Genomic DNA, 25027 nt, shown 5'->3' on the forward strand with positions numbered 1-25027 from the left:
TCGGGTTCCTTCGCCCTGTCACTGATCCGGGGGTCGCCGCAACGGACCATCCATGGTCCGGTGCGGCTAGCCTGGCGTCCTGCCAGGCTACCCCCGGATCAGTGCCAGGACTCAGCCGTCACTAACGTCGCACTCTGCGTCGTCTGTGCCATCGTGATCGAAAAGCACGTTATGGCGTCAGTCGGTGCCATCGCGGTCGAAAAGCACGTTATGGCACTAGTAACCAGAACCCGAGCCAGGAATCCAAGATGTCCCGGCCAGGGGCACTCGGGCCATCGCCGCAGACTCGACGGTCAGCGCCACCAGGTCTTCCGGGTCGAGGTTGTGCAGGTGCGACTTGCCGCAGGCGCGGGCCATGGTCTGAGCCTCCAGCACCAGCACGCGCAGGTAGTTGGCCAGACGCCGACCGCCTTCGACCGGGTCGAGACGTTTGGACAGTTCCGGGTCCTGGGTGGTGATGCCCGCAGGGTCGCGGCCGTTCTGCCAGTCGTCGTAGTAACCCGCTGCCGAGCCAATCTTTCTCAGTTCTTCGTCGAGACGCGGATGATTGTCGCCCAGGGCTATCAAAGCGGCTGTACCAATTGCCACTGCATCAGCGCCCAGAGCCATGGCCTTGGCCACATCGGCGCCGTTGCGGATGCCGCCGGAGACGATCAACTGCACCTTGCGATGCATGCCCATCTCCTGCAGCGCCTGCACGGCTTGCGGGATGGCGGGCAGAATCGGAATGCCGACGTGTTCGATGAACACTTCCTGAGTGGCCGCAGTACCGCCCTGCATGCCGTCGAGCACAATAACGTCAGCACCAGCCTTCACTGCCAGCTTGACGTCGTAGTACGGGCGGCTGGCACCTATCTTCACGTAGATAGGCTTTTCCCAGTCGGTGATCTCGCGGATCTCGGCAATCTTGATTGCCAGATCGTCGGGGCCGGTCCAGTCCGGGTGTCGGCACGCAGAACGCTGATCGACGCCGACCGGCAAGGTGCGCATGCCAGCCACGCGCTCGGTCACTTTCATGCCCAGCAACATGCCGCCGCCACCGGGTTTGGCGCCCTGCCCCAGGACGATTTCGATGGCATCGGCCTTGCGCAGATCGTCGGGATTCATGCCGTAACGCGATGGCAGGTACTGGTAGACCAGATGCTGCGACTGACCGCGCTCTTCCGGAGTCATGCCGCCATCGCCGGTGGTGGTACTGGTGCCGGCAATGGTTGCGCCGCGGCCCAGCGCTTCCTTGGCGTTGGCCGACAATGCGCCGAAGCTCATGCCTGCAATGGTCACCGGAATTTTCAGGTACAGCGGCTTTTTGGCGAAACGATTACCCAGCACCACGTCGGTGCCGCACTTCTCGCGATAGCCTTCCAGCGGGTAGCGCGAGACGCTTGCGCCAAGCAGCAGCAGGTCGTCGAAGTGCGGCAGTTTGCGTTTTGTGCCGCCACCGCGAATGTCGTAGATGCCGGTTTCCGCAGCACGCTGGATTTCCTGAATGGTCAGGCGATCAAAGGTGGCCGACTCGCGCAGGACTGGAGCAGGTTTGTTGCTGATAGGGTCGCTCATGGTAATGCTCCTGAATCAGTACGCGGAGGCGTTATCGACTTTGAAGTTGTAAAGCTGCCGGGCCGAGCCATAGCGTTTGAAATCCGCGGCCTTCTCGTTGAAGCCCGCGCGATTGAGCAGCTCCTGCAACTCCTGCAGATGCTCTTCGCGCATCTCCTTGGCGATGCAGTCAGAGCCCAGCGACTCGACCTTGCCTTTGACGTAGATCCGCGTTTCGTACAACGAGTCGCCCAGCGCATCGCCCGCGTCGCCGCAGACCACCAGCCGACCGGCCTGGCCCATGAAGCAGCTCATGTGGCCGATGCTGCCGCCGACCACAATGTCGATGCCTTTCATGGAAATGCCACAGCGCGCTCCGGCATCGCCTTCAATCACCAGCAAACCGCCGTGCGCCGTGGCACCTGCCGCCTGCGAGGCGCTGCCCTTGACCCGGACTGCGCCGGACATCATGTTCTCGGCGCAACCAACACCGACATTGCCGTGCACGGTGATCGAAGCTTTCTGGTTCATACCCGCGCAGTAATAGCCGGCATGGCCCTGAATATCTATGGAGATGGCCTCGTTGACGCCGACCGCCAGGTTATGCGCGCCGTCAGGGTGGGTGACCAGCCATTCGCGCTCTTGCAATGCCTTGACCTGATCGTGCAGAGCCTGGTTGAGATCACGCACGGTGGCGCTGGAAAGATCGACGGTTTTCATGAGCGTGCTCCCTCGGCTGGCTCGCGTTCCCAGATGTACATAGTGGCCGGGACAGGTTCCCAGACCCTGGCGTTTTCGATACCCGGCAGGCTGGACAGCGCCTGGTATTCCGAGGCCATGGCGACGTAATCGTCGGTTTCGGCGAGAATGGCCGGTTTGCAGGCAATCGGATCGCGAATCACCGCAAAACCATTGCGCGTGCCGATGGCGAAGGTAAAAAAGCCATCGAGGTCCTCCAGCGATTTGTCGAGCGCCTGCTTGAGGCTGTCGCCCTGTTGCAGGCGCCAGGCCAGATAACCGGCGGCCACCTCGGTGTCGTTGTCGGTCTCGAAGTGAATGCCTTCACGGCGCAGGTTCTGGCGCAGGCGAAAGTGATTGGACAGCGAACCGTTGTGCACCAGACACAGGTCCGAACCCGTGGAAAACGGATGACTGCCTTCCATGGTCACCGCACTTTCAGTGGCCATGCGCGTATGGCCGATGATGTGGCTGCCCTTCATGGACGCCAGACCGAAGCGCTCGGAAATCTCCCTCGGCAACCCCATGCCCTTGAGGATCTCGATACTCTGTCCGGCGCTCATGATGCGCACGGTGGGCGCCAGCTGCGCCAGTGCAGCACGCACCGGGGCTTCTTCTGCCTGAATCTTCAATACCACGGCGCTGGCGTTCTGAAACCAGTCCAGTGGTGCATCCAGTCTGCTTTGCAGCGCTGCGATCAGCGCCTTGAAATCATACTGTTCGGTGGTGGCCTGCAAGGTCAGCTTGACCCAGCCCTGCGCCACTTCATCGCCATAAATGGCAAACCCGGCGCTGTCCGGCCCGCGGTCCGTCATAGCCTCGAGCATCGGTTCGAACAACCTGCCGAGTTGTGATTCCAGCGCCGGGTTCTTCAGATACAAACCAACGATTCCGCACATAAGCCTCACCTTGTTCGGAAGCGGCAAGCTTTTAGCTACAAGCTGCAAGCCAACCGCATAGACAGAAAAATTCAATACGCCGCAATCCAGCTTCTTATTGCAGCCTGAAGCTTGAAACGTGCAGCTAGAAAAACTCGATATAACGCTTCACTTCCCAGTCACTCACGTGGCGGCTGTACTCCACCCATTCCATGCGTTTGAGGCGGATGAACTCACCAACGATCTCGTTGCCCAGCACCTCGGCGAACAAAGGGTCGGCTTCGAGTGCATCGCAGGCTTCCTTGAGCGACTGCGGCAGGGTCTTGATGCCCCGTGCGGCGATTTCTTCCAGGCTCAATGTGTAAAGGTTCTCGTTACAGACGTGATCGATTTCCAGTTGCCGGTCGATGCCGTCCAGCCCTGCGGCGATGATCGCGGCGCTGACCAGATACGGGTTGCAACCGGCGTCCGGCAGGCGAAACTCCAGTCGGCCATAGGGCACCCGCACCATCGCCGAACGGTTGTTGGCGCCGAAGGCAATGAACGCTGGAGCCCAGGTCGCCCCCGACAGCGAGTTGCCGACCACCAGGCGTTTGTAGGAGTTGACCGTGGGTGCCGCGAAGGCACACAGCGCGGGGCCGTGAGCCAGCAGGCCAGCCGCAAAGTGATAGGCCATCTTCGACAGGCCCATGCCGCTGGGGTCGCTGGCGTCGTGAAACAGGTTCTTGCTGCTGGCACTGGCGATCGACAGGTGGAAGTGCATGCCGTTGCCCGCACGCTTCGGATCGGGTTTGGGCATGAACGAGCAGATCATGCCCATGTCGTTGGCGATCTCCCCGGCCGCCATGCGGAAGAAAGTGAAGCGGTCCGCCGACTCCATGGCCTCGCTGTAGGTGTAATTGATCTCGAACTGGCCGTTGGCGTCTTCGTGATCGATCTGATAAATGTCGAAGCCCACCGGCTGTAGCGCCTCGGTCAAGCGCTCGAGAAACTCACGTGAACGCGACAGCCCCTTGTAGTCATAGCAAGGCTTGTCGAGGTTATCGCTGGCATCGACCATTTGCAGGCTGCCCGCAGCATCGCGCTTGAACAGGCTGAACTCGGGCTCCAGCCCGGTATTGAGGGTCCAGCCACGCTGGCTGAGGCGTTCGACCTGCTGCTGCAACACATAACGGCTGTCATAGGGCCACGGCTTGCCATCCACATGACCGATGCACACCACCCGCCCATACCCCTGCTGCCAAGGCACCGGGGTCAGCGACGACAGGTCGCCCCTGGCCATGAAGTCCGGGCCGTGGGGTTCCATGCCCATGCCGCAGATAGCGAAACCGGCGAACCCGGCACCGTCCTCTGCAACCATTTCCAGGCCCGTCACAGGAACCGACTTGGTCTTGGCCGAACCATGAATATCCACGAACTGAGCCAGCACATACTTGATGCCGTGCTGTTCGATCAGGCGCTGTGTTTCGGGTGGCAACATGGGACGTGTCTCCTGGCATGGCAAAACGTTTCAGGGAAGGACCGTTGTTTCACTACCTGCCGAGAATATATTCTGATCAGGAAAGTTACTTTCCCTTTAGGAATGCAAAGCGCTTGCCAGTTTGGTATGCCAGCAAATCGAAGAGACGTGGAAGGGACAATTCAGCTGTTTATATGGGAAACTCGTTTTCTCTCCGGGAATAATTTGCAACTGAAGTACGCCGATGACAGCGGCGAAATGCACATTCCCAGTGCGAAATAAAAATTATTGAACGGAAACTGTGCGCAGCCGATGAATATGCCGACCGAACCGCATCCGAAATTGAAGCTTGAGCAATACCTGGGTATTCAGATCAAACGCCAGCGCCAGGCTCAGGAGCTGAAGCTTGCCGACGTAGCGCGCATTGCCGGTATCAGCCAGGGCATGCTGAGCAAGATCGAGAACGCACAGGTGTCGACCAGTCTCGACAACCTCAGCCGTCTTTGCGACGTGCTGGGCATGCCCATGTCCAAGCTGTTCAGCCAGTACGATCAGCAAGGCAGCAGTGCACTGCTGGTGAAAGCCGATGAAGGGCTTGAGGTGGTAAGGCGCGGCACCGAGAAAGGCCACACCTATCACTTGCTCAACCATACCCGTGGGCCGAAGAAGAGTTTCGAGGCGTACATGGTGACGATGGACGATGCCAGCGAGGAGTTTCCGACCTTCTCACACCCCGGCACCGAGTTTCTCCACCTGCTCGAAGGCGAGCTGATCTACCGCCACGGCAATCAGCTGTATCCGATGCAGGCCGGTGACAGCCTGACCTTCGACGGCGACATTCCCCACGGTCCCGAGCAACTGGTGCAGGTGCCGATCAAGCTGCTGTCGATCATGAACTATGGTGCGCAGGGCGATTGAGGTCAGACCGGCAGCGGCGCGCCTGATGGCGCGCCGTGCCTACGGTGGTTACAGGTATTTCAACCAGCTGATATCGCGACGACGCGCCTTCAGCTCAGCGAACCAGCGCACGGCCGGAAACAGCAGCACCGCCAGTACCACCGAGGTCAGCCAGACACCCCATATGTGGTCGAAACCAAAGTACTTGCCCTGGTTGGTTCCCCAGATCGCTACGGCAATCAGGTACAGAATCTTCAGGACGTACAGGTGCAGCAGGTAGAAAAACATCGGTGCCGAGCCGAGCACCACCAAGGGCCGCAACCAGCTTTTTTCCTGACTGCGTTCGAAGGCGATGAGAATCAGCAGGCCGATCCCCAGCGTCAGGCTGATGAACAGCAATGACGGTGGGTATTTGGTGATGTTGAAGAAGCTCATGACCGTTTGCACACCGGTCTCGCCAACGCTCCACGGTTTTTCACCGTAGCCGTTGATCATGCGCAGGACCACAAAGCCCGACAGCGCTCCCCCACCCCACATCCACAGGTTTGCACGTCGTTTCGCCGCATCGTAACTACCGGCAAACCAAGGGCCTGCGGCGTAGCCCAGCGCGATAATGCCAATCCACGGCAATAACGGGTAAGAGGTACGGAAACGCAGGTTATCGGAGACCTCGATCCAGCCCCGATCATGCAGAATCGCCCACGGAATGTGCATGGCCGACTCGACACCGAAGTGCAGTGAGTCCAGCAGGTTATGCCCGGCAATGATCACCACGCCAATGACCACCAGCGCCCAGCGCGGCAGATACACCATCAGCGACAGCGCAACCATGCTCAGGCCGATGGCCCAGATCACTTGCAGGTAGATGATGGTCGGCGGGAACTGGAAGGTCCAGGCGAAGCTCACCAGGGTGAACTCCAGGGCAATGAGGAACAGCCCGCGCTTGAGCAGAAACGCCGACACGTCAGTCTTGCCCTGATATTTCTCGCCATACAGATACGCCGAAAGCCCGGTCAGCAGAACAAACAGCGGCGCACATAAATGCGCCAGTGTGCGGCTGAAAAACAGGGCGGGCTCGGTGCTCGCGACCTCCATCGGGTCGAGGACCTGGCGGTGCAGGAAGAAGGTTTCCCGCACGTGGTCCAGCAGCATGAAGAGAATGATCAGCCCGCGCAGAGCATCGATAGAGCGCAGCCGTGATGCTGGCGCGCGGGTTGGTTGAACAACTGCTGTCATGAAAAATCCAGATCCGTAGCCGGAAGTGCAATGAGTCGATTGTGTTCTGTGTCAGAACTCGTTCTGAAGTGCCTTGTAGCCGCGCACCAGGTCAATGTTGGTGTGCGCCACGTCTTCGGAAAATTCCGAGGCCGAAATGCTCACCGGCGGGAATTGCGAAAGATCAGTATTAGGCCCGATCCGGGTGGTGGACGGCACGTAAAAATTCTCCGGCAAATCGCGACCGTCGACCACCGAGTTGTGTCTGACCACACTGCCGTTGCCGACCCGGCAGTTGAACAGCACGCTGTTGAAGCCGATGAAGACGCGGTCTCCGACCATGCAAGGTCCGTGCACGATGGAGCGGTGGGCAATCGAGGTGAACTCGCCGATGGTCACCGCAGCACCCGATTTGGAGTGAATCACCACGCCATCCTGAATATTGGAATTGGCGCCGATGACAATCGGCTCCATGTCCCCTGTAGCGTCGACTTCATCGGCGCGGATCACGGCATAGGGACCGACAAACACGTTGTCCTTGATGATCACCTTGCCGCAGATGATCGCGGTCTTATCGATGTAGGCGGATTCGGCGATGACAGGCAGATGGCCGGAAGGATTTTTACGGATCACGGTATGAAGCCTCAGGACAGGTAGTTGGAGGTCTGGGCGGCCGCATCGTGCGGATGCAGGCTTTCGAAGTGACGCACACTGACGCTGGAGGCTGCATAGCGGCCCTCCAGCGCTTGCTGGACCTTGCGCGCGGCGTCTTCGACGTACATCAGGTTCTGGCCGTTGAGCCGGGCGAATGCCTGCTCATCGGCACGCTTGACGGCGGTTTGTACCGGGGTGCCCAACGCCTGCTCGACCGCGTCGATCAGCGTCATCAGGCCCAGTTCGGTCGCCTGCTCTGCCACCCGCACCTGGACGGTAGCCACGCTGCGCTGGCTGTGCGGCGTGGCGAACGAGGCGTTCTCGCGCAGCCAGGTCGCAACCTGCATCGGGTCGACGAACGACTGCCTGCCAAAGCGTGCCGTAAAAGCCCCTTCCAGCAGTTGTCGAGACAGTGCAGCCGAGCACGGGCAGGTAGACGAATAAGTGATGTCGGCTGAAACGTCGAGGCACAAACGACCGGCGTGCCATGTGGCGTCAAGCTTCACCGGGTAGGATTTCCAGCCGCTGAGCCCTTCGGTAATCAACGCCGGGCGACGGCACAGCAGATTGAAGCTCAGGGTGAGCCGGGCGCGGCTGGAATGGCAGTCCAGGTGACTTTCGACCATGGCTTCCATCAGCGCACCCAGCGTATCGGGGCTCAGTATCTGGTGCTCGGCATACCTGTCGAGGAGCCGGTAGAGCCGCGACATATGGATACCTTTGACACTCGGATCGGCCAGATCGACTTGCAGATCGACATGCGCATGGACCGGGTGCCGGACGCCCGCTTCGGCCAGCCTGACAGGCACTTCGACGCCCTGCATGCCGACCCAGTCAAGTGAAACCAGGGCCGAGGAAACTTCCGTCAGGGCAACGTCTGGGAGGGGGTTGTTCATGTGCGTCAGTCGTCTCTTTGGCGAACCTCGCCGAGGGGGCGAAGCCTGATGTTGGCGGTTCAAGGCCGCACAGCGTGCAGCCGCAAATTCGTTACACTATAACATCATGCTTATGGACTTCATCAACCAAACGCTACCAGCCCGTTACAGCGCACCACCGACGCCACCTGCGTGTCAGGTCTTTGCCAGCTCCTCGATCAGAAAATCCCGAAAGGCCGCAACCGCTGCGGGCAGGTTGCGGCCGGCCATGCTTTGCAGTTCGATACGACGCGCCTTCATGCCTTCGTCGCTGATCGGCAGCGACTTGAGCTGTTTTTCGTGTGCGCGCTTGTCCAGCGTCATCTCGCTGGACAGGCTGATACCGCCCTCCTCACGTACAAACCGCAGTAGCGCGCCAATGTAATTGCTGGTCAGCACCGGATCGAACAGCAGACCCTGCACCCCGCAACAGATGTCGAACAACTGGCGCAAGGTCGTGTCGGGATTGGTCAGGGCGATGGCATAGGGTTGCAGCTCGGCCAGCGAGACTTCGGTGCGTGAGGCCAGCGGATGGTTATGACTGACCACCGCGCAGATCGCGCCGCTGTGAATGTGCTCGACCTTGATCTCGTTCTGCGGTGTCAGGCTGAAGGTCAGACACAGGTCCGCATCCCCGGAGCGCACCCGCTCGGTGGCCTGCGCCGGAGCACAAACCTCCATCGAGAAATGGATACCCTGATACTGCCGCCGAAAACGCGCAATGCACTGCGGCAGAAAATCCAGGGCAAAGCCCTCCGAGCATGCGATGCGCACATGCCCACGCTGCAAGCCTTGCAGCTCGGTGATTTCCAGTACGACCTGCTCGGCTTCCAGCTGTGATTTGCGCGCATAGGCTGCCAAACGGATACCCGCCTCGCTAAGCATCATGCCGCGTGCCTGGCGCTCGAACAGCACGGCATCCAGCTCGCGCTCCAACTTGCTGATCTGCCGACTGACTGCCGAGGACGCGACATTGAGCCGTATCGACGCCTCGCTGATCGACCCGCAACGCGCCACTTCAAGGAAGTAGCGCAACGCGGTGGACTGTACGCCGTAGAGTTGCATCGCGGCTCCTGCGTTGCCTTTTCGGCAATGAAAGGTTCGAAATATTGTGCTTGTGGCATTGATACGCTTTGCCTAGAGTCATGTCGAGGCGCAACATCAATACAACCCAATCAAAAGAACACTGCAGCCTCGTTTCTCCCCTCTTCTCGCATTTGCGACCCCACTGCCCTTTGATACATCCACTTTGCCTTTTGGAGACGACGGCATGGGAATCAAGGGTTTCGCTCGCAGCATCGCGCTATTGAGCCTGTTCAGCAGTTTTTCCGCCCTGGCTGGCAAGGCCGACGACACACTGGTCTACGCCTCCGACAGCGAACCGGAGAACATCAGCCCCTATCACAACGACCTGCGCGAGGGCGTGATTCTCGGTCGCCTGATCTGGGACAACCTGGTCTATCGCAACCCGGACAATGGCGAGTACCAACCCATGCTCGCCACCAGCTGGAAGCAGGTCGACGACACCACCATCGATTTCCAGCTGCGCGAGGGCGTGAAGTTTCACAACGGCGATCCGTTCACGGCAGATGACGTGGTATTCACCCTCAATTACGTGGTATCGCCCGAATCCAAGGTGGTCACGGTACAAAACGTCGACTGGATCAAGAGTGCCGAAAAACTGGGTGACTACAGCGTACGCCTGCACCTGAAAAAGCCTTTCCCGCCTGCGCTGGAATACCTTTCCAACGCTGTGCCGATGTTCCCGAAAAAGTATTTCGAAGAGGTCGGGATGGCAGGCTTCAGCCGTAAACCAATTGGCACGGGGCCTTACAAGGTGACGGCCATTGCTACCGGTGAAGGCGTGAAGATGGACAAGAACCCAGATTACTTTCAGGGCAGCCCACAGGGCCAGCCGAAGATCGCTCACATCAATTTTCGCGTGATTGCCGATGCTGAAACACGTCTGGCCGAGCTGATGACCGGTGGCATCGACTGGACCTGGCGCGTAGCGCCGGATCAGGCCGAAAACCTCAAAGCCATGCCCAACCTGGTGGTCACCAGCGGCGCGACTATGCGTATCGGCTTTCTGATTCTGGATGCGCGCGGCACCTCCAGCGCCGACTCGCCGATGAAACACCTGAAAGTACGCCAGGCAATCAACTATGCGATCAACCGTGACGGTCTGGCCTCGCAACTGGTCGGTGGCGAAAGCAAACCATTGCAGGTCGCCTGCTACCCCGGTCAGTTCGGTTGCGACACCAGCGCAGCCACGGTCTACAACTATGACCCGGCCAAGGCCAAGGCGCTGCTCGCCGAAGCGGGTTACCCGAACGGCTTTGAAACCGAAATATTCGCCTACCGCGACCGCGACTACGTTGAAGCAATCATCGGCAACCTGCGTGCAGTCGGCATCAACGCCAAGCTGCGCTACCTCAAGTACGCGGCCCTGCGTGACCAGCAGCGTGGCGGCAAGGTGCCAATGTCTTTTCAGGCCTGGGGTTCGTTCTCGATTCTCGATACATCGGCCTCGGCCGGCACCTGGTTCAAGGGCAACCCGGACGACAACATCAAGGACCCGCAAGTCCAGGGCTGGCTGCAGACCGCCGACAATGCACTGGACCCGCAGGTGCGCAAGGACAATTACCGCAAGGCCTTGCAGCGCATCAGCGACCAGGCGTACTGGGCACCGTTGTTCAACTACTCGATGAACTACGCCTACGTCTCGGACCTGAACTTCAAGCCGTATCCGGACGAGCTGCCGCGCTTCGTGCTGTCGAGCTGGAAATAGATCGTTAGTGAAGTTATTTGGCGAGACCGGCTGTGAGGTACGTGACGTGCCTTGCAGCATCGTCAGCCAACCCGTCATTCCCTGAACACAAGGTCACTTGCCATGTTCGGATTTCTCTTGCGCCGCCTGGGCATTGCCCTGTGCGTAGCGATCACCGTGTCGGTGATCAGCTTTTCCCTGCTGCACCTGTCCGGCGACCTGGCCACCGCCATCGGCGGGCCGGAAGCCAGCAGCGAGCAGATCGAACAGATCCGTGTGCAATACGGCCTCAACAAACCATTGGTGACCCAGTATTTCGAATGGTTGGCCGACGTGGTACGCCTGGATCTGGGCGACTCGTTCTTCTTTCAGGAATCGGTCTACAACCTGATCGCCTCGCGCCTGTCGATTACCCTCGGGCTGGGCGCAATGGCCCTGAGCATTGCGCTGCTGATTGCCATTCCGTTGGGCGTACTGGCCGCCGTGAAGCGCGACACATGGATTGATCGCCTGGCGCTGAGCATCGCGGTACTGGGTCAGGCGATGCCGAGTTTCTGGTTTGCGCTGATGCTGATCGTGGTGTTCTCGGTCACCCTGAAATGGCTGCCGGTGTCGGGCAACTCGACCTGGGCGCACTTCGTCATGCCTGCCATCGCGCTGGGTTATTACGCCACACCGGCGATCATGCGCCTGACCCGCGCCGGCATGCTCGACGTGCTCAATTCCGATTACATCCGCACCGCGCGTGCCAAGGGCCTGCGCCCCGCCACCGTGCTGTTCAAGCATGCGTTGCGCAACGCGTTGATCCCGGTGGTGGCACTGGCCGCCGTGGAGTTCGGCTTCATGCTTGGCGGCTCGGTGGTCATTGAAACAGTGTTCTCGCTGCAAGGCATCGGCCAACTGGCCTGGGATGCGATTGCCCGTGACGACTTCCCGGTGGTGCAGGCGGTCGTGCTGTTGATCGCGGTGATCTACATCGTCCTGACCCTGCTGGCCGACGTGCTCAACGCATTGCTCGACCCGCGCATTCGCGTGAAATAGGAGGCCACATGAGCACAACCACCTCATCGCCGCTGCTGATCAACGATTACCAGCCACCGGCGCGCAGTGTCTGGCGCACCCTGCGCAACAGCTTCGCGCACCGCGGTTTTGCCATCGGCGCGGTGTTGTTGCTGATCATCCTGTTCGGCGCACTGTTCGCCCCCTGGCTGGCCCCCTACGACCCTTACACGCAGGATGTAATGCTGCGCATGAAACCACCGGTATGGATGGCCAACGGCACCTGGGACTATGTGCTGGGCACCGACAAACTGGGCCGCGATTACTTGTCACGCCTGCTGTACGGCGCACGCATCTCGCTATTCATCGGTTTCTCGGCGGCGCTCATCTCTGGCGTCATCGGCACCATCATGGGCCTGCTGGCCGGCTACTTCGGCGGCAAGACCGACGCTGTGATCAGCTACCTGATCACCACGCGCCTGGCAATGCCAGTGGTGATGATCGCACTGGCCTCTGCATCGCTGATCGGTGGCTCGCTGAAAGTGGTGATCGTGCTGCTTGGCTGCCTGCTCTGGGACCGCTTTGCCGTGGTGGTCCGCGCTGCTGTGCAGCAGATCCGCGACGCTGAATACGTTGCCTCGGCCCAGGCGCTGGGCTGCTCGACGCTGCGCATTCTGGCCAGCGAAATTCTGCCTAATCTGGTCGGCGCACTGATCGTGGTCGCCACGCTGGAGATGGCCCACGCGATTCTTCTGGAATCGGCGCTGTCGTTCCTCGGGGTCGGCGTACAGCCACCGATTCCGTCCTGGGGACTGATGATCGCCGAAGGCAAACCGTACATGTTCTTTTCCCCCTGGGTCATCGCCATTCCAGGCGTCGCCCTGATGGTGCTGGTGCTGGGTATCAATCTGGTCGGTGACGGCCTGCGCGACCTGATCCTGCCCGACGGGCGCAACTGACAGAGGAGATACGCACATGGCGCTGTTGCATGTTGAAAACCTGCGTGTCGAGATTCCTCTCGGCCAAGACACGCTGCACGCAGTGCGCGGCCTGGATTTTCAGGTCGAGCGCGGCGAAATGCTGTGTATCGTCGGCGAGTCCGGCTGCGGCAAATCCCTGACTTCGCTGGCACTCATGGACCTGCTGCCGCGCAAGGCCCGGCGTACCGCAACGACGCTGAGCCTGGACGGCATCGACATGCTGACCCAGAGCGAGCGGCAGATGTGCGACCTGCGCGGCAACCGCCTGGCGATGATCTTTCAGGAGCCGATGACCTCTCTGAACCCGGCCTACAGCATCGGCGATCAGCTCAGCGAAGTGCTCACCCGACACCGCAACGTGTCCCGCAAGGAGGCACTGCAGCGCGCCGCGCAGATGCTCGAAAAAGTCGGGATCAGCAACGCCAGCGAACGCCTGCGTCAGTATCCACATCAATTGTCGGGCGGCCTGCGCCAGCGGGTGATCATCGCCATGGCACTGATGTGCGAACCGGACGTGATCATCGCCGACGAGCCGACCACCGCACTGGACGTGACCATTCAGGCACAGATCCTGCGCCTGATCCGCGACATTCAGAAGGAGCTGGGTCTGGCCGTGATCTTCATCACCCACGACCTGGGGCTGGTGGCACGTATCGCCGACCGGGTTGCGGTGATGTACGCCGGACAGATCGTCGAAACCGCCCCGGCGGTCGAGTTGTTCGAGAACCCGCAACACCCCTATACCCGCGGCTTGCTGGCGAGCATACCGATCCCCGGACGCACTCAACCGGGTCAGCCGCTGGGTTCGATTCCGGGGCTGGTGCCCAGCCTGGTGGGCGAGCAACATGGCTGTGCATTTCGCAATCGCTGCTCGCTGGCAATCCCGGCCTGCGCCGAAGACGTGCCGCCAATCAATAGCCAGGACCACATGACCCGCTGCCTGTTTGCTTCAACGGGCGAAGAAACTGTATTGCACCGTGAGGGCATGACGTCATGAACAATCAGGCCCTTAACACGAGTGTCAAAAAAGACATTGCTCTGGAGCTGTGCGACATCCGTCGCGAATTCAGCATCAGCCGTGGATTTTTCAAACCCAATGCCACTTTGAAAGCAGTCGACGGTGTGTCACTGCGCCTGATGCGCGGCGAAACCCTCGGGCTGGTCGGCGAATCGGGATGCGGCAAGAGCACCCTGGCCAAGATGCTGCTGGGCCTGCTCGCGCCCAGCAGCGGCGATGTGCTGGTCAATGGCAAACACCTCGCCGGAACCGACCGCAAGGAGATGGCACGGCGCATCCAGCCGATCTTTCAGGATCCTTACTCGTCGCTCAACCCGCGCAAGACTCTGCGCGAAATCGTCACTTTGCCACTGATCGTGCATGACATCGGCACCCATACCGAGCGTCGCCAGCGTGCCGAAGCAATGATGGACGTGGTTGGTCTGCCCAAGCGCGTGATCGACAGTTACCCGAGCCAGCTTTCCGGTGGCCAGCGCCAGCGGGTAGCGATTGCCCGGGCCCTGGTGATGCGCCCGGATGTGTTGATTTGTGACGAGCCGACCTCGGCGCTGGACGTTTCGGTGCAGGCGCAAATTCTTAATCTGCTACAGGACCTGAAACAGGAATTCGGCCTGACGTACCTGCTGATCAGCCACAACCTGGCCGTCATCGAACACCTCGCCGACCGCGTCGCGGTGATGTACCTGGGGCGGATTGTCGAAGAGCGCAGCCGCGAATCGCTGTTCGCCAGACCCGGTCATCCCTACACGCAAGCGTTGCTGGACTCGGTACTGACCCCTGACCCGCATCTGGGCATTCCCGATCTGGGTTTGCACGGGACCTTCCCCAATCCTATGTCGCCGCCATCCGGCTGTGCTTTTCACCCGCGCTGCCCGGCCTGCATGGCGGTGTGCAAGGAGAAGTCTCCGGTGATTGGCCGCATGGAAGGCGGAACCGTGCGCTGCCACCTGCGCGACACCTCGAAAACCCTGGAGCTGATGCCCTCATGAGTAGCCGTTCGCACGCCATCGAAAACGTCACTGAACAATTCGACAACGGCGCATTTTTCGCCCTGCTTGGCGAAAGCGTCGCCTATCCGACCCAGAGCCAGGAGGCCGAGAGCCTGCCGGAGCTTTATCGCTATCTGCACGAATTCATTACACCGCATGTCGAGCGTCTGGGTTTCAGCGTGGCGGTGCATGACAACCCGGTCGCCGGGCGTGGCCCCCTAATGATCGCGACCCGTATCGAAGACCCGGCCCTGCCGACCCTGCTCAGTTATGGTCATGGCGATGTGGTTCGCGGTTATGACGCGCAGTGGCAACCGGGCTTGTCGCCGTGGCAGGTCATCGAACGTGGCGAACGCTGGTACGGGCGTGGCACTGCGGACAACAAGGGCCAGCACCTGATCAACCTGACCGCTCTGGAGCAGACCCTCAAGGCACGCGACGGCAAGCTGGGTTTCAACGTCAAACTGCTGCTGGAAATGGGCGAAGAAGACGGCTCGCCGGGTCTTGGCGCGTTCTGCCAGGCCCACGCAGAAGAACTCGCCGCAGACATTTTCATCGCCTCCGACGGCCCACGCCTGGCAGCGGCGCGCCCTACCCTGTTTCTTGGCTCGCGCGGGGTGTTCAACTTCGAGCTGACGGTGAACCTGCGTGAAGGCGCGCACCATTCCGGCAACTGGGGCGGGCTGCTGGCCAACCCAGGCATCATTCTGGCCAACGCAATTGCCAGCATGGTCGATGCGCATGGCCGGGTGAAAGTCGCGGGCCTGATGCCGACAGCCATCCCCGATGCCGTGCGTACTGCGTTGGCGGATATCGAGGTCGGCGGCGGCCCCGGCGACCCGGACATCGACGCTGGCTGGGGCGACCCGGCGCTGTCGCTCAGCGAAAAAGTTTTCGGCTGGAACACCCTCGACGTTCTCGCCTTCAAGACCGGCAACCCGGACGCCCCGGTACACGCCATTCCCGGTAAAGCGCACGCGTTATGCCACATTCGCTTTGTGGTCGACAGCGATTACAACGCGTTCATTCCCGCCGTGCGTGCACACCTGGATGCGCACGGTTTCACCCAGGTCGAAGTCCGTCAGACGCGCATGGACGTAATGCACGCCACGCGCCTGTCACCCGACAGCCCGTGGGTCGGTTGGGCACTGGCATCGCTGGCCGTCACCACCGGCAAGAAGCCGGCACTGCTGCCCAATCTGGGCGGCTCGCTGCCCAATGACGTGTTCGCTGAAGTGCTGGGCCTGCCGACTGTCTGGGTGCCACACTCGTACCCGGCGTGCTCACAACATGCCCCCGACGAGCATTTGCTGGCACCGGTGGTCAAAGAAAGTCTGCAAATCATGGCCGGACTGTTCTGGGACCTGGGAACGGACGGCGTACGGCTGACCCGCGAGCATCGGATACAGGAGCTGAGTGAATGAATGAGGCACAACGGCAGGCCACCGACTGGCTGAGCGGGCAGTACGAGGCAATGGAGAAGCTGTTGCAGAGCCTGGTCGATACCGACTCCAACAGTTACGACAAGGCCGGAGTGGATGCGGTCGGCGAACTGCTCGCCGCGCAATTGCTGGCCGACGGGATCAGCGTCGAACGTATCCCGGTTGACGGTTTCGGCGATGTGCTGCTGGCTGAATTGCCAGGCGGCCCCGGCAAGCCGGTGCTGCTGCTCGGCCATCGCGACACGGTATTTCCCAAAGGCACCACGTCCACTCGCGGCTATACCAAAGATGCCGAACTGGCCTATGGCCCTGGCGTGGCCGATATGAAAGGCGGACTGGTGCTGAACTGCTTTGCGCTGAAAGCGTTGAAGCGCATCGGCCCGCTGCCGTTTCCAGTACAGATCCTCTATACCGGCGACGAAGAAATCGGCTCGGCCAGCGCTCGTGTTCACATCGAAAAATACGCCCGCCAGGCTCGCGCGGTGCTCAACCCGGAACCGGGACGCGCCAGCGGCAACGTGGTCAGTGCCCGCAAAGGCGGTGCCACGCTGATCATCGAAGTCAGCGGCCGCGCGGCGCATTCCGGGGTCAATCACGCCGACGGTGCCAGCGCGATTCAGGCGCTGGCGCACAAGGTGATCACGCTGCATGCGTTGACCGACTACGCAGCGGGCATTACCACAAACGTCGGCTTGATCTCGGGCGGCACCTCCAGCAACACCGTTGCACCCAGCGCCACGGCGAAGCTTGATGTGCGCTTTGTCGAACTGCGCCAATGGGATGAAATTCTCGCCGCCGTCCAGGCCATTGTCGCCGAAGAGGAACTGCCCGGCACATCGGCCAGACTGCTGGAAGCCACGACCTTCCTGCCCATGGAAGCCCGGCACAGCACTGAACTGCTGAGTATTTATCAAGGTCTCGCGCAGGAACTGGGTTTCAGCGTGGAAGGTGAGTTCACCGGCGGCTGCGCCGACTCGGGCTTCACCGCCAGCCTGGGTATCCCTACGCTGTGCGGCCTCGGCCCGGTCGGCGGCAAGGTACACACCGACCGTGAGTATCTGGAGCTTGATACCCTGGTGCCCAGAGGCCAGGCGCTGGTGGCGACGATACTGGCGTTGGGGGATGGTTGAAGAGACTGCCAACGTGCGCCCGACCTGGAAAAAGAGGCGCGACGCAGGTGTGTGACGCAGAGCGTCACGAAATGCATTCCCACGCGGAGCGTGCGGAACGATGACATTCGGGAGAACATTCCATGCAAAACCCATCCGAGCTCCTTGGCAAATCCGCCACCGAACTGCGTGCGCTGATCGGCAACAAACAGATCTCGCCAGTGGAATTGCTCGACGCCTGTATCGAGCGCATTGAAAGCCTGAACCCGAAAATCAATGCGTTCGCCGCCACCTGTTTCAAGCGCGCCCGCGACGAGGCACTGCTGGCCGAGCATGCAGTCCTGCAAGGCAAACCGCTGGGGCTGCTGCATGGCCTGCCAATCGGCATCAAGGATCTGGAAGAAACTGCCGGGGTACTCACCACTTACGGCTCACAATTGTTCCGCGACAACATCCCCGCGCAGGACAACCTGTTCGTCGCCCGCCTGCGTGCTGCCGGAGCAATCGTCGTCGGCAAGACCAATGTCCCGGAACTCGGCGCCGGAGCCAACACCCGCAACGTAGTCTGGGGCGCGACCGGCAACCCGTTCAATCCGGAACTCAACGCAGGCGGTTCCTCGGGTGGTTCAGCCGCCGCATTGGCTGTGGACATGGTGCCGTTGTGCAGCGGTTCAGACACCGGTGGTTCGTTGCGCATTCCCGCAGCACTGTGCGGCATCGTCGGCCTGCGACCTTCACCCGGCTTGGTACCGAGCGAACGCAAAAAACTCGGCTGGACGCCGATTTCCGTTGTTGGCCCGATGGGTCGCAATGTCGCCGACACGCTGCTGCAACTGCGCGCCAGCGCCGGGCTGGGACAGTCTGATCCGTTGAGCTATGCCATTGCCGATGACGAATTTGCACCACGCACCGTCGACCTCAGCCAACTGCGGGTCGGCTATAGCGAAGACTTCGGCGCGTGCGCAGTCGATGACACAATCCGTGCCGTTTTCCGGGAAAAAATCAATGCACTGAAGCCGCTCTTCAAATCCTGCGAAGCCATCGACCTGAATCTGGGCAGCGCCCATCGCACCTTCGATGTACTGCGTGCCGAAGCCTTCGTTGCAGGGTTGCAGGACGCCCATGACCGCGACCCCGATGCGCTGGGACCCAACACCCGCGCCAACTTTGAGATGGGCGCCGCCATGTCGCTGCAGGACTGCGTCAAGGCGCACGGCGAGCAGAGCCGGATCTTTCGCGGTTTCCAAAAGCAATTCGAACACTACGACCTGATCCTCGCCCCGACCACGCCAGTCTCGCCCTTCCCGTGGAGCGAACTGTACCTGCGCGAAGTCAACGGTGTACCACTGGACAATTACTATCGCTGGCTGGCGCTGTGCTACACCATCACCCTGACCACCAACCCGGCACTGTCCCTGCCCTGCGGCACCGACCACAACGGCATGCCGTTCGGGTTACAGGTGATCGGCGGGTTCCGCGGCGACGCAAAACTGCTCGCCTGCGCCGAAGCGCTCGAACAGGCGACGACGAATGACCCACGCTTGTCCCGCCCACGCCCGGACCTGCAAAAATTGCTGGCCTCGGCGGTCGACCTGACGCACATCGTCACGCATCCACCGGTTTACGGCGGATCGAGAACGGGCAAGCCGGAGATTGGGGCGATGTGAACGCGGCGCAGCCAGGTTCGGAAAGATGAGGGGCAAAATCTGCCCCTCAACGTTGAAGCACGTTACTTGGGTAACGCGTAGGCAATCACGTAATCGCCACGATCCGGCGATTGGCGTGCACCGCCGGCGGTGAGCAGGATGTACTGCTTGCCGGTTTTGGGCGACACGTAGGTCATCGGGCCGGACTGGCTGCCGACTGGCAGACGGGCCTTCCAGATTTCATTGCCGTTGCCGCTGTCGAAGGCACGCAGGTAGAAGTCCTGGGTACCGGCGAAGAACAGCAAGCCCGACTGGGTGGACAGCGAAGCACCCAGCGTCGGCATACCAATCGGAATCGGCAGGCCCATGCGGACGCCCATCGGACCTGTGTCTTTCACGGTGCCGACCGGAACCTGCCACATCAGCTTTTTGGTTTTCAGGTCAATCGCCGACATGGTGCCGAACGGCGGTGCCTGGCACGGAATGCCGACGGCAGACAGGAAGCGCTGGCGCATTGCACCAAACGGCGTGCCGGTCTGCGGCACGACGCCCATCTCGATACCACTGGCACCGGCGGCGATCTTGTCGCGCGGGATCATGTAGTTGGCCAGGCCCAGGCGCATGTCATTGACGAACATATAGTTGTTGGTCGGGTCGACCGAGACGCTGCCCCAGTTCATGCCGCCCAGCGAGCCGGGGAACTGCAACGCAGGGTCCAGGCCTGGCGGTGTGTAAACGCCCTCGTGACGCATGCCTTTGAAAGCGATGCGGCACATCAGTTGGTCGAACGCCGTGGCACCCCACATGTCGGACTCTTTGAGGGTCTGGTTGCCAATCGACGGCATGTCCACCGAGAACGGCTGGGTCGGAGAATAGCGCTCGCCCGGCACATTACCCTGCGGCACAGGGCGTTCTTCGACACGCGAAATTGGCACGCCGGTTTCGCGGTTGAGCAGGAAAATCTCGCCCTGCTTGGTGACTTGCGCCAATGCCGGCTGCGTACCGCCCTTGCCGTCCGGGATGTCATACAGCAACGGTTGCGCCGGAATGTCGAAGTCCCACAGATCATGGTGGGTCATCTGGAAGTTCCAGCGCACCTGACCGGTCTTTACGTCCACCGCAACGACTGATGAGGACCATTTGTCGTCCTGCTCGGTACGCGTCCCGCCGAAGAAGTCGGGTGTAGCGTTACCGGTCGGCAGGTAGATCAGGCCGAGCTTGTCATCGTAGGACATGGCCGACCAGACGTTCGGCGTGCCACGCGTATAGGTTTCACCTGCTGGCGGACGCTTGTTGGTATTCGGGTTACCCGGATCCCAGGCCCAAACCAGCTCACCGCTGTGTACGTCGAAAGCACGCACCACGCCTGGAGGTTCGCCGGTGGAGAAGTTGTCGGCAACCCGACCGCCCACCACCACTACATTACCGGCCACCAGCGGCGTCGAGGTCTGCTGGTAGTAGCCTTCCTTGACTTCGCCCATGTCGGTTTTCAGATCGACTACGCCTTGATTACCAAAGTCCTTGCAGGTCTCGCCGGTCCTGGCATCGAGTGCGATCAGGCGAGCGTCGCCAGTCGGCAGAAACACGCGTGTGGCGCACGCGGCGGCTGGCTGGGCAGGTGCGTCGGGTGCAGCTGCGGGTGCGGGTGCGGCGAAGTAGCCCAGGCCTCGGCAGCGCTGCCAGTTGGGCGCACTGCCCTGCGGATCGAACTTCCAGCGCTGAGTGCCGGTGTCAGCATCCAGTGCGAATACTTTGCCGTAGGCGGTGCAGGTGTAGACCGTGTCGCCGACCTGCAGCGGGGTGTTCTGGTCTTCTGCACCGGCACCTGTGCTCTGCGGAATGTCGCCGGTGTGGAAGGTCCAGGCAACCTGCAGCTTGTCGACGTTGCTCTTGTTGATCTGATCCAGAGCAGCGAACCGGTTACCTGCCGGCGTATTGCCCCAGTGTGCCCAGTCCTTCTGCTCGGCACCCGGCGCCACCGGGACAATAGGCGGCACGCTGCTGGCGCTGACCACATGGCTCGGAACGAACATGTAGCCAATGGTCGCCACAACACCGATGGCCAGCATGCCGGCCAGACCATATGCGCCACGACCCGCCTGAGCACCCGAAGCGCGCACCAGTGTCGGGTAGATCAGCGCAATCACCAGGCCGATCACGGCAAAGGTCAATAGGCGGGACACCAGCGGCCAATAGTGCAGGCCTGCATCCCAGATAGCCCAGATGGCGGTCAGTACCAGGGCGATGCCATACAACAAAGCACCTTTGGGTTTGCGCGCGGCGATCAGCGCACCACTGATCAGCATCGCCAGTCCCATCAGCAGGAAGAACCAGCTGCCGCCCAATGTCACCAGATAGCCGCCGCCACCTGCCAGACCGAGCCCGATCAGGGCGATCAGTACTCCCAGCCCAAGCAGCAGCAACCTGCCGCCAGTTCCTGTGTCTTGCTTGTTTGTCATTTTTCAAACCTGTCGGATTTTTACAGCCGAACAGAATGTACCAAACGGTTCATAATGACAAATTGTCGCAGGCTGCCAAGCTTCTGGAACAGGCTTTTGCGGGCGATCAGCGCACAGTTTTTGCGTTTATGCGCACGCCTATAGCGCCATGCCATCCCGACCGATCAATACATGGCCCGGCAGTCCTGGCGGCAGCCCCATCAACCACGCATCCAGCGTATGGCCGATGTGCGTCAATACCGCCTTGCCCGGTCGCAACTGGTCGATGGTTTGCAGCGCCAGGGTCAGGTCATTGTGATTGCGTGGCGGCTGAGGCTGTGGGGGCATGGAACAATCGAGAATCAACACATCCAGCGGTTGGCGTTGCAAAAACTCGCAGGTCGCGTCGGGCAAGCCGACTGTGTCGGTCAGGTAGGCAAAACGTTGCCCGTCGCCTTCAAACATGTACCCGAACGTGGGCTTGGAGTGCGTCAGCGGCAACGCCGTAACCTGCAGTGCGCCCAGTGCCCGGGTTTCGAAGGCTGCAAACGGCTGGCTGAAATCGAGAATGCCGGGGTGCTTGTAGAGGTCGGCCAGGCCTTCCGGGTCCGCCGGGCCGTGGACCGGAATCACCAGCCCCTGGCCCCAGCGCAGATGCAGCAGGCCCTGGGCATGGTCGGCATGGTAATGCGTCTGCAGGATGCCATTCAGGCTGCGCGGCGGGAAACGTTCGGTAAGGTCGGTCAGGCCGCTATCGATCAACCAGCGCTGATCGGCGCATTCAATCAGCGCACTGCACGGCAAGCGTCGCAGGTCCTGATTCGCCCGCGCCGCCGAGCAGGCCGGGCACTGGCAACCGTAGACCGGCACCTGTCGTGCGTCACCGGTGCCCAGCAGGGTCAGGCGCATGCGTCACGCCGCTCCATCAGGCCGATAAGCGTGGCGACGGTCTGTTGCAGATCACCCGAATTATCCAGCGGGAAGACCTGCGGATTGTTCGCCAGTAAATCCCCGGCAAAGCGCGAGTTGCGCGCTAGGCGCTCCTCGATTTCCGCAAGGGTTTCCCTGTTGCGCGCCAACAGCCGTTGGCGCAGCACGTCCTGATTGACGGTCAGCAGCACCGCCAGCAGCGTCGGATAACGCAATTGCGCTTTCTGCAGATGCGCCCGGGAGCCGTTGATCAACACGTCGTGGCCCTCCAGCAGCCACTGATCGATCTCGATGGGGATGCCGTAGTGCAAGCCATTGGCCTGCCAGCTCAAGGCAAACGCGCCACGCTCGCGCATCTGCTCGAACTGTTCGACCGTCACCGCCTGTGCCGCCTCGCCCACCGCTTCGGCAGAACGGGTGATCACCCGCCGTACAACCCGGCAGTTGCGTTGCGCCAGCGTTTCACGGGCTGCATCCAGCAGGCTGTCCTTGCCTGAACCGGACGGCCCGATGAGATAGATCAACCTGCCAACCATCAAAACACCCTCTTGCCTTGTCGCCAGACCTTGTCGATAACCGGCAGGCCTGCATGATTGCGCGCCTGAATCAGATCAGCGCGCAGACCGATGCGAATCTCGCCCCGATCCGCCAACCCTGCCGCAACGGCGGGCGTGCGGCTGACCATATTGATCGCGTGCGGCAGCTCGCAGTCGTTGTCCTGTTCGGCCAGCATGAACGCGGCCTGCAACAGGCTGGCCGGGTAGTAATCGCTGGACAGAATGTCCAGCAGCCCGTGTCGGGCCAGCGATGCTGCCGCCACGTTACCGGAGTGCGAGCCGCCGCGCACGATGTTCGGTGCGCCCATCAGCACACTCATGCCCAGTTGCCGACAGCCGCGGGCCGCTTCGAGTGTGGTCGGGAATTCGGCGATGTTCATGCCGAAACCTGCCGATTCCTCGACATGTGCCATGGTTGCGTCGTCGTGGCTCGCAATCGACAGGCCGCGCGCCAGGCACAGTTCGACAATCGCGCGCCGGTAGCGGTCGGCATACTCGGTGGAATTGGCCACCTGTTCGACGATAAAGCGGTCCATTTCCTCATGACTCATGTGGTACTTGCCCATGTAGTACTCGCGGTACTTGGACTCCAGGGCAAATTGGCGCTGGCCGGGCGCGTGGTCCATCACCGAAACCAGTTGCACCAGTGGCTGGTCCACCAGGTCACGAAACACGCTCAGGGTATCCGGATGACTGACCTCACAACGCAGGTGCAACAGGTGCTCGGCGCGGGTCAGGCCCGCTGCGTTGGCGTCGGCAATCGCCTGAAGCATTGCGGGCAGTTGCTGCATGCGCTTGCCTTTGGGGTTGATGTCGCCAATAGACAGTGCATCGAACACCGTGGTAATCCCGGCCGCGACAATTTGCGCATCATGGCTGATCACCGCCGACATCGACGGCCAGTCGACACCCGGCCGCGGCGACAGGTGCTTCTCCAGATTGTCGGTGTGCAACTCCACCAGGCCCGGCAGCAGGTAATCGCCCTGCATGTCCTGAGCCTGGCTCAGTTGGCTGCGCCCGCTCTGAACCTCGGCAATCAGGCCGTCGCGGACCACGACTGTGCCGACGAACACCTGCTCGGCAGTCACCACACGGGCGTTACTAAAGATCTGTTCGTTCAGCATTGCAGCAACTCCTTGGCGGTGAGGTCCACCGGGCTCATGTCGAGTTGACGATTGGCGACTGCCTCACGGGCGTCGCGGTCATGAAAAATACCGATCAGTGCGGCACCGGCCTGTTTGGCCTCGTCGACCAGCTCCAGCACCACCTGACGGTTGGCGTCGTCCAGCGAAGCCGTCGGTTCGTCGAGCAATAAAACCGGCCACGGCACCATGAATGCCCGGGCGATGTTGATACGCTGCTGTTCACCACCGGAAAAGGTGCTGGGAGCCAGTGGCCAAAGGCGCTGGGGAATGTTCAGCCGGTTCAGCAGCAGTTGCGCGCGCTCCTGAGCCTGTTCGCGCGACCATCCGCGTGCGAGTGCCGGCTCCATCACTACATCCAGGCTGGAGACACGCGGAATGACGCGCAAGAACTGGCTGACATAGCCGAGCGTTTTGCGCCGCACCTCAAGCACCTGGCGCGGGGTTGCCCCGACCAGTTCGGTCCACTCGCCTTCGTGCTGTACGCGGATGCTGCCAGCGGCAGGCAGGTAGTTGCCGTACAAAGTGCGCAACAATGTGCTTTTGCCCGCGCCGGACTGCCCGCTGAGCACCAGGCATTCGCCAGCGCGCACCGAGAAACTGAGCCCGCGCAGCACATCGAGGACCACGCCGTTGTGCTGGTGCAGGGTGAAGGTTTTCGACAGGTCACGGACCTCGATCAAGGTTGTCATCGGGCTCACCTCTTCTGTACAGGC

General features: G+C 61.2%; 22 protein-coding genes. 9 read left to right on the plus strand and 13 right to left on the minus strand.

What is annotated here, in order from left to right:
* Positions 1–216: 216 nt before the first annotated feature.
* The 4 genes from RYB66_RS00400 to glnT form a co-directional block, all read right to left on the minus strand.
* Positions 217–1557: an FMN-binding glutamate synthase family protein gene (locus RYB66_RS00400; protein ID WP_005744225.1), complete on the minus strand. Its 1341-nt coding sequence runs from the start codon at positions 1555–1557 to the stop codon at positions 217–219.
* A gap of 15 nt (positions 1558–1572) precedes the next feature.
* The gene (locus tag RYB66_RS00405) at positions 1573–2256 is read right to left on the minus strand and encodes a protein glxC (protein ID WP_004665565.1); all 684 of its coding nucleotides are present in this window, start codon (positions 2254–2256) and stop codon (positions 1573–1575) included.
* Positions 2253–3173 carry a class II glutamine amidotransferase gene (locus RYB66_RS00410; protein WP_004665566.1) on the minus strand — a complete coding sequence of 307 codons (921 nt, stop codon included), beginning with the start codon at positions 3171–3173 and terminating at the stop codon, positions 2253–2255. Before RYB66_RS00410 ends, RYB66_RS00405 begins: the two co-directional genes overlap by 4 nt.
* Positions 3174–3297: 124 nt before the next feature.
* Positions 3298–4632: a type III glutamate--ammonia ligase gene (gene glnT, locus RYB66_RS00415; RefSeq protein ID WP_005744226.1), complete on the minus strand. Its 1335-nt coding sequence runs from the start codon at positions 4630–4632 to the stop codon at positions 3298–3300.
* A 291-nt stretch (positions 4633–4923) separates the two neighbouring features.
* Here glnT and RYB66_RS00420 point away from each other — a divergent pair, with 291 nt between their 5' ends.
* The gene (locus tag RYB66_RS00420) at positions 4924–5529 is read left to right on the plus strand and encodes a helix-turn-helix domain-containing protein (protein WP_004665568.1); all 606 of its coding nucleotides are present in this window, start codon (positions 4924–4926) and stop codon (positions 5527–5529) included.
* A gap of 48 nt (positions 5530–5577) precedes the next feature.
* Here RYB66_RS00420 and RYB66_RS00425 read toward each other — a convergent pair whose 3' ends face one another.
* From RYB66_RS00425 to RYB66_RS00440, 4 genes are all read right to left on the minus strand, one after another.
* The gene (locus tag RYB66_RS00425) at positions 5578–6744 is read right to left on the minus strand and encodes a DUF1624 domain-containing protein (RefSeq protein WP_005744228.1); all 1167 of its coding nucleotides are present in this window, start codon (positions 6742–6744) and stop codon (positions 5578–5580) included.
* 51 nt (positions 6745–6795) lie between these two features.
* Positions 6796–7356, minus strand: a complete 561-nt coding sequence (locus RYB66_RS00430) for a carbonate dehydratase (protein ID WP_005779671.1) — start codon at positions 7354–7356, stop codon at positions 6796–6798.
* Positions 7357–7367: 11 nt separating this feature from the next.
* Positions 7368–8273, minus strand: coding sequence for a GTP cyclohydrolase FolE2 (gene folE2, locus RYB66_RS00435; protein ID WP_005779673.1), 906 nt, complete (start codon positions 8271–8273; stop codon positions 7368–7370).
* Positions 8274–8447: 174 nt separating this feature from the next.
* Positions 8448–9356 (minus strand): LysR substrate-binding domain-containing protein, encoded by a 909-nt coding sequence (locus RYB66_RS00440; RefSeq protein WP_004667697.1) that lies wholly within the window; start codon positions 9354–9356, stop codon positions 8448–8450.
* 205 nt (positions 9357–9561) lie between these two features.
* Here RYB66_RS00440 and RYB66_RS00445 point away from each other — a divergent pair, with 205 nt between their 5' ends.
* The 8 genes from RYB66_RS00445 (at position 9562) to RYB66_RS00480 (ending at position 19265) form a co-directional block, all read left to right on the plus strand.
* Positions 9562–11082, plus strand: coding sequence for an ABC transporter substrate-binding protein (locus tag RYB66_RS00445; protein WP_057405303.1), 1521 nt, complete (start codon positions 9562–9564; stop codon positions 11080–11082).
* 102 nt (positions 11083–11184) lie between these two features.
* On the plus strand, positions 11185–12102 hold the full coding sequence (locus tag RYB66_RS00450) for an ABC transporter permease (RefSeq protein WP_003348343.1): 918 nt from the start codon (positions 11185–11187) through the stop codon (positions 12100–12102).
* A gap of 8 nt (positions 12103–12110) precedes the next feature.
* Positions 12111–13019, plus strand: coding sequence for an ABC transporter permease (locus RYB66_RS00455; protein ID WP_057405302.1), 909 nt, complete (start codon positions 12111–12113; stop codon positions 13017–13019).
* A 16-nt stretch (positions 13020–13035) separates the two neighbouring features.
* Positions 13036–14037 (plus strand): ABC transporter ATP-binding protein, encoded by a 1002-nt coding sequence (locus tag RYB66_RS00460; protein WP_029240938.1) that lies wholly within the window; start codon positions 13036–13038, stop codon positions 14035–14037.
* The gene (locus RYB66_RS00465; RefSeq protein WP_004665574.1) at positions 14034–15047 is read left to right on the plus strand and encodes an ABC transporter ATP-binding protein; all 1014 of its coding nucleotides are present in this window, start codon (positions 14034–14036) and stop codon (positions 15045–15047) included. The genes RYB66_RS00460 and RYB66_RS00465 overlap by 4 nt, the downstream gene beginning before the upstream one ends.
* Positions 15044–16471, plus strand: coding sequence for a M20 family metallopeptidase (locus tag RYB66_RS00470; RefSeq protein ID WP_005744235.1), 1428 nt, complete (start codon positions 15044–15046; stop codon positions 16469–16471). Before RYB66_RS00465 ends, RYB66_RS00470 begins: the two co-directional genes overlap by 4 nt.
* Positions 16468–17619, plus strand: a complete 1152-nt coding sequence (locus RYB66_RS00475; protein ID WP_016981363.1) for a M20 family metallopeptidase — start codon at positions 16468–16470, stop codon at positions 17617–17619. Before RYB66_RS00470 ends, RYB66_RS00475 begins: the two co-directional genes overlap by 4 nt.
* A gap of 122 nt (positions 17620–17741) precedes the next feature.
* Positions 17742–19265 carry an amidase gene (locus RYB66_RS00480; RefSeq protein ID WP_016981362.1) on the plus strand — a complete coding sequence of 508 codons (1524 nt, stop codon included), beginning with the start codon at positions 17742–17744 and terminating at the stop codon, positions 19263–19265.
* A 62-nt stretch (positions 19266–19327) separates the two neighbouring features.
* On the opposite strand, the gene RYB66_RS00485 is transcribed toward RYB66_RS00480, so the two are convergent.
* The 5 genes from RYB66_RS00485 to phnL form a co-directional block, all read right to left on the minus strand.
* Positions 19328–21703, minus strand: a complete 2376-nt coding sequence (locus tag RYB66_RS00485) for a glucose/quinate/shikimate family membrane-bound PQQ-dependent dehydrogenase (protein ID WP_057405300.1) — start codon at positions 21701–21703, stop codon at positions 19328–19330.
* Between the two features lie 138 nt (positions 21704–21841).
* A complete protein-coding gene (gene phnP, locus RYB66_RS00490; RefSeq protein ID WP_005779697.1) occupies positions 21842–22591 on the minus strand; it encodes a phosphonate metabolism protein PhnP in 750 nt (249 codons plus the stop codon).
* A complete protein-coding gene (gene phnN / locus RYB66_RS00495; protein ID WP_004665582.1) occupies positions 22582–23148 on the minus strand; it encodes a phosphonate metabolism protein/1,5-bisphosphokinase (PRPP-forming) PhnN in 567 nt (188 codons plus the stop codon). Before phnN ends, phnP begins: the two co-directional genes overlap by 10 nt.
* The gene (locus tag RYB66_RS00500) at positions 23148–24293 is read right to left on the minus strand and encodes an alpha-D-ribose 1-methylphosphonate 5-triphosphate diphosphatase (protein ID WP_005732942.1); all 1146 of its coding nucleotides are present in this window, start codon (positions 24291–24293) and stop codon (positions 23148–23150) included. Before RYB66_RS00500 ends, phnN begins: the two co-directional genes overlap by 1 nt.
* Positions 24287–25003: a phosphonate C-P lyase system protein PhnL gene (gene phnL / locus RYB66_RS00505; protein ID WP_005744242.1), complete on the minus strand. Its 717-nt coding sequence runs from the start codon at positions 25001–25003 to the stop codon at positions 24287–24289. The genes RYB66_RS00500 and phnL overlap by 7 nt, the downstream gene beginning before the upstream one ends.
* Positions 25004–25027 lie beyond the last annotated feature (24 nt).

Source organism: Pseudomonas syringae group sp. 243L2 (assembly GCF_032587875.1).
GTDB lineage: Bacteria > Pseudomonadota > Gammaproteobacteria > Pseudomonadales > Pseudomonadaceae > Aquipseudomonas > Aquipseudomonas amygdali.

Bases quoted from the DNA above. Each gene is read 5' to 3' on its own strand.
- RYB66_RS00400 (WP_005744225.1), bottom strand. From the start codon at position 1,557: ATGAGCGACCCTATCAGCAACAAACCTGCTCCAGTCCTGCGCGAGTCG.
- RYB66_RS00405 (WP_004665565.1), bottom strand. From the start codon at position 2,256: ATGAAAACCGTCGATCTTTCCAGCGCCACCGTGCGTGATCTCAACCAG.
- RYB66_RS00410 (WP_004665566.1), bottom strand. From the start codon at position 3,173: ATGTGCGGAATCGTTGGTTTGTATCTGAAGAACCCGGCGCTGGAATCA.
- glnT (WP_005744226.1), bottom strand. From the start codon at position 4,632: ATGTTGCCACCCGAAACACAGCGCCTGATCGAACAGCACGGCATCAAG.
- RYB66_RS00420 (WP_004665568.1), top strand. From the start codon at position 4,924: ATGAATATGCCGACCGAACCGCATCCGAAATTGAAGCTTGAGCAATAC.
- RYB66_RS00425 (WP_005744228.1), bottom strand. From the start codon at position 6,744: ATGACAGCAGTTGTTCAACCAACCCGCGCGCCAGCATCACGGCTGCGC.
- folE2 (WP_005779673.1), bottom strand. From the start codon at position 8,273: ATGAACAACCCCCTCCCAGACGTTGCCCTGACGGAAGTTTCCTCGGCC.
- RYB66_RS00440 (WP_004667697.1), bottom strand. From the start codon at position 9,356: ATGCAACTCTACGGCGTACAGTCCACCGCGTTGCGCTACTTCCTTGAA.
- RYB66_RS00445 (WP_057405303.1), top strand. From the start codon at position 9,562: ATGGGAATCAAGGGTTTCGCTCGCAGCATCGCGCTATTGAGCCTGTTC.
- RYB66_RS00450 (WP_003348343.1), top strand. From the start codon at position 11,185: ATGTTCGGATTTCTCTTGCGCCGCCTGGGCATTGCCCTGTGCGTAGCG.
- RYB66_RS00455 (WP_057405302.1), top strand. From the start codon at position 12,111: ATGAGCACAACCACCTCATCGCCGCTGCTGATCAACGATTACCAGCCA.
- RYB66_RS00460 (WP_029240938.1), top strand. From the start codon at position 13,036: ATGGCGCTGTTGCATGTTGAAAACCTGCGTGTCGAGATTCCTCTCGGC.
- RYB66_RS00465 (WP_004665574.1), top strand. From the start codon at position 14,034: ATGAACAATCAGGCCCTTAACACGAGTGTCAAAAAAGACATTGCTCTG.
- RYB66_RS00470 (WP_005744235.1), top strand. From the start codon at position 15,044: ATGAGTAGCCGTTCGCACGCCATCGAAAACGTCACTGAACAATTCGAC.
- RYB66_RS00475 (WP_016981363.1), top strand. From the start codon at position 16,468: ATGAATGAGGCACAACGGCAGGCCACCGACTGGCTGAGCGGGCAGTAC.
- RYB66_RS00480 (WP_016981362.1), top strand. From the start codon at position 17,742: ATGCAAAACCCATCCGAGCTCCTTGGCAAATCCGCCACCGAACTGCGT.
- RYB66_RS00485 (WP_057405300.1), bottom strand. From the start codon at position 21,703: ATGACAAACAAGCAAGACACAGGAACTGGCGGCAGGTTGCTGCTGCTT.
- phnP (WP_005779697.1), bottom strand. From the start codon at position 22,591: ATGCGCCTGACCCTGCTGGGCACCGGTGACGCACGACAGGTGCCGGTC.
- phnN (WP_004665582.1), bottom strand. From the start codon at position 23,148: ATGGTTGGCAGGTTGATCTATCTCATCGGGCCGTCCGGTTCAGGCAAG.
- RYB66_RS00500 (WP_005732942.1), bottom strand. From the start codon at position 24,293: ATGCTGAACGAACAGATCTTTAGTAACGCCCGTGTGGTGACTGCCGAG.
- phnL (WP_005744242.1), bottom strand. From the start codon at position 25,003: ATGACAACCTTGATCGAGGTCCGTGACCTGTCGAAAACCTTCACCCTG.